The organism is Longimicrobium sp. (assembly GCA_036377595.1).
Lineage (GTDB): Bacteria > Gemmatimonadota > Gemmatimonadetes > Longimicrobiales > Longimicrobiaceae > Longimicrobium.
In genome coordinates this window covers 1-3724 of record DASUYB010000202.1, presented here as the reverse complement: position 1 = coordinate 3724, position 3724 = coordinate 1, and the positions used below count along the sequence as shown (strand labels likewise).

The 3724-nt window shown below is 69.6% G+C and carries 4 protein-coding genes and 1 pseudogene; 4 read left to right on the top strand and 1 reads right to left on the bottom strand.

The window, feature by feature from the left end; translation table 11 throughout:
• Nucleotides 1-111: 111 nt before the first annotated feature.
• The gene (locus VF092_31605) at nt 112-1269 is read right to left on the bottom strand and encodes a glycosyltransferase (GenBank protein ID HEX6751883.1); all 1158 of its coding nucleotides are present in this window, start codon (nt 1267-1269) and stop codon (nt 112-114) included.
• Between the two features lie 162 nt (nt 1270-1431).
• On the opposite strand from VF092_31605, the gene VF092_31600 reads away from it, so the two are divergent.
• The 4 genes and pseudogenes from VF092_31600 to VF092_31585 all read left to right on the top strand — a co-directional run bounded on the left by VF092_31600 (nt 1432) and on the right by VF092_31585 (nt 3422).
• A complete protein-coding gene (locus VF092_31600; protein ID HEX6751882.1) occupies nt 1432-1599 on the top strand; it encodes a hypothetical protein in 168 nt (55 codons plus the stop codon).
• A gap of 233 nt (nt 1600-1832) precedes the next feature.
• Complete coding sequence (infA, locus tag VF092_31595; GenBank protein HEX6751881.1) at nt 1833-2051, top strand: translation initiation factor IF-1; 219 nt, start codon at nt 1833-1835, stop codon at nt 2049-2051.
• A gap of 285 nt (nt 2052-2336) precedes the next feature.
• Nucleotides 2337-2537: pseudogene (locus tag VF092_31590) on the top strand (cold shock domain-containing protein).
• 405 nt (nt 2538-2942) lie between these two features.
• A complete protein-coding gene (locus tag VF092_31585; protein ID HEX6751880.1) occupies nt 2943-3422 on the top strand; it encodes a hypothetical protein in 480 nt (159 codons plus the stop codon).
• Nucleotides 3423-3724: the final 302 nt, after the last annotated feature.

Sequence of the window (3724 nt, the reverse complement as noted above, 5' to 3'; positions counted from 1 at the left end):
GCCGTCGCCTGAAAACAGAAGGCCTCACGCGGAGACGCGGAGCCGCGGAGGAAGCTGATTCCTCCGCGGCTCCGCGTCTCCGCGTGAGATTCTTTATGGGATGATTGAGACTTACACGCGGTTCGCCTTCAGCTCGTCCAGCGGATAGTGCGTGCCGCGCCACTCGATGCCGCGGTGCACCAGCGCGTACAGCGTCGCGTTCCAGATCACCGCGATGAACAGCGCGCTCGCCAGCGGCACGGCCACGCCGTACCAGGGCGGCACCCGCTGCTCCCGCGCCGCCCCGGCGAACAGCACCAGCAGGATGGCGACGGCGACGGCGTAGAGCGTCCGCGTCCACCCGTGCGTCACGAACACGGCGGCGAAGGGCCAGATGAAGAAGAGGAGCTGCGTCACCGTCGCCAGGAATACCAGCGACAGCCGGTAGTCCACTCCCGCGAAGCCGTTCTTGCGCAGCCCGCGCACCGCCTCGCCCAGCGAGTGGTACCACTCCACCCGCACGTGCTCCGCCGCGCCCACGAAGTCGGAGCGCAGGCCGTGCTTCTTCACCAGCTTCCCCAGCTTCATGTCGTCGTCCGGCCGCATGGCGATGGCCCGGTGCCCGCCGATGCGCCGCCACGCCTCGGCGCGCAGCAGGTTGAACGCGCCGACGCCCACGTGCTGCACGCTGCGCGGGTCCTTCACCCGCCACGGCCGGGTGAAGATGGCGAACATGATCCCGAAGAAGACACCGAAGGTACGCAGCAGCCACCCCGGCATGTCCACGTGCGGCCCCGCGGTGACGTGATCCAGTCGATTGCGCACCAGGTGCCCCGCCGCGCGCCGCAGCGTGTCCGGCGCCATCACCACGTCCGCGTCGGTGAAGAGGAGCAGCTCGCCCGTGGCCCGCTCGGCGCCCAGCTGCAGCGCGTGGTTCTTCCCCAGCCACCCGGCGGGGAGCTCCGTCACGCGCACCACCTTCAGCCGCGGCTCCCCGGCGGCGATCCGGTCCACGATCGCGCCGGTCTCGTCCTCCGACCGGTCCTCGACGAGGATCACCTCCAGCCGCGGCACATCCTGCCGCAGCAGCGACCGCAGCGCCGCCTCGATCCCCCGCGCCTCGTTCCGCGCCGGGGCGACGATGCTCACGGACGGCATCTCCTCGTCCCCCAGCGGCGCCACGTCGCGCAGGTGGACCAGCCGCAGCCCGCCGGAGACGAGCTCCGCGAACAGCAGCACGAAGAAGCCGGCCGTGGCGGCCGCCAGCCAGAACAGGAGCGTGGAGATCATCCCCGATCGAAGCAGAAGCGTGGGTCGAGCGGCCCTGAATCTGGCGCGAGCGCCCCGCGCGTGCTACCGATTCACCGCGGCGGGCGCGGGGATTGCTTCCGCGCCGCCCGGACCGAGCCGTCAAACCATCCCCATCCGCCGCTCGCACGCGAGGAGGACGACGTGGCCGACATCAACGTCGAACGCAAGCCGCGCAGCTCCCTTCCCCTGATCCTGGGGATACTCCTGGTGGTGGCGCTGGCCGCCGCCGCGTGGTGGTACTACCAGAACCACGACACCGACGACGCCACGCCTCCCGCCGCGCCCGCGCCGAGCACGGCCACGCCGTAGCGGCCGGAGATCCGTCCCGAAGCGGCCGGCGGAGGACCAGAGTCGCCGGGAAATCCTCCGCCGGCCATCCGTGGCCGGAGCATCGCCCCGCCGCGGCGTTGAACTTGTGGCGCCGCCGGGTTATCGTACGTCATTCCTTGCCGCAGCGGGCTTCTGCGCCCGAAGCCGGGCGCGCGGCGCGGAGACGGTCTCCGCGCCCGCGGCCGATTCCACGGATCCCCCAAAACTCCCACATGGCCAAGCAGGAAACGTTTCAGATGGAAGGGGTGGTCACCGAGGTGCTCCCCGACCGCAACTACCGCGTGAAGCTGGAGAACGGGCACGAGGTGCTGGCCTACGCCGCCGGCCGCATGTCGAAGTTCAACATCCGCGTGCTCGAGGGCGACCGGGTGACGCTCGACATCTCGCCGTACGACCTGAGCCGCGGCCGCATCACCTACCGGCACAAGTAAGCCGGCGGCGGCCCCTTCGCCGCGCCCGCCGGCTGCACCGGCGCGAGGCACCACCGTCGCGCACGCGCACCGGTCTCGCGCTGTCGCACCCCTCCCACATGTCGCTCCGGAAACACACGTAGCTGCCCGTTCGGCGCAAGCCGTTGCGCGTGATTCTCTTTGCCCGCGCGAGGTTTTTCCGCGCTGTGGCTGGGTCGTCAGGGGGAACGGAACCTGCGGTGTCGCATCCCCGCCCTAGAAGGTTCCCTCGCTCCCTCCCACTCCAGTCACACCAGGGGTAGCCACATGCAACGCGACACAGGGACGGTGAAGTGGTTCTCGTCGGAAAAGGGCTTCGGCTTCATCCGGCGGGAAGACGGCTCCGACGTGTTTGTCCACCACAGCGGCATTACCGGCCAGGGGTTCAAGACGCTGAACGAGGGCGAGCGGGTGGAGTTCGAGATCCTGCAGGAACCCAAGGGCCTGAAGGCCTACAACGTGGTGCGGCTGGACGCCCCCGAGGGCGGCGACGAGCGGCAGCCCGACTTCTCCGGTCCCCGCGCCGAGCGCGGCTACGCCCGTGACGGCGGCTACGGGCGCGACGGCTATGGCAGCGACCGCGGCTACGGCGACCGCGGCGGCGGCGGTGGTGGTGGTGGCCGCGGCTACGGCGAGCGGGGCTACGACCGCGGCGGCTACGGCCGCGGCGACGGGTACGGCGGCTCGCCGCGCGGCGGGTACGACCGCGGCCCCGGCCGGAACTGGGGGAGGGAGTAGCTCCTTGCACCGGTCCCGCTGCCCGCAACCGCCCCCGGCCCCCTGAGGCCGGGGGCGGTCGCCTTTGTCCCCTAGGTCCACTTGCAGCACTCCACGCGACCTTGCGTGGGTGCTGCTTACCATGTAAACTTCCACGTGAACAGAGCGAATCAGGGACAAGTCGGACAGCACGAAGGCGCCCAGGCGCCCAACCCGCTGAGCGAGCGCGTTCAGCTGGCTCAGATCGTCGCGCGCCTTGCCGCCCGGCGGAAGCTGGCGTCTGTCCGCGTGGTGGCCAGGGAGGTGGGGATCTCCAAGAGCGCGCTCGACGGGCTGGTCACAGCCTACAACGAGGGGCGCCCGATGCCGCAGCCACACCCGAAGAACTGGGAGAAGCTCAAGGCCTGGTATCTGGCCCAGAAGCAGAACGAGCCCGACGCCACCGACAGCCCGGTCGACTCGGCGCTGCTGGCGCTGCACTTCGTGGCCGACTTCCCCGAGGCCGAGCAGCGCGCCGCCGCTCGCGATTCGATCGACCTGTGGAAGGAATTCTACGAGCGCCACGGCCGTCCCGTCCCCGCATGGCTGGTGCGCCTCTCCAGGGCGCTGGAGATGGAGGTTGAGCCCGGCGAGTAGGTGCCGTAATCGACACGTTTGGAACGCTCTCGGCCCGCATCGGCCGGGAGCGTTCCTTTCCTGTGCGTGACGGATGCGCCGTCACAAGGGGTTGACCCGGCCGTGACATCCGTGTATCATTGGCGCCCCTGCGAAAACGAGGGCTGCGGAGTTGCCGGCGAGGTGTCTCGTTGATTTAGAAAAGTCCGGGGTTTGGTTGATTTAGAAATGTCCGGCGAAAGGTTCCTTGCTTGCGCCAGGGATGATCGGGCGCGGGTTTGTTGGGTTTGGAAGTTGTTTGATCCCTCTTCTCCCGAGGAGGA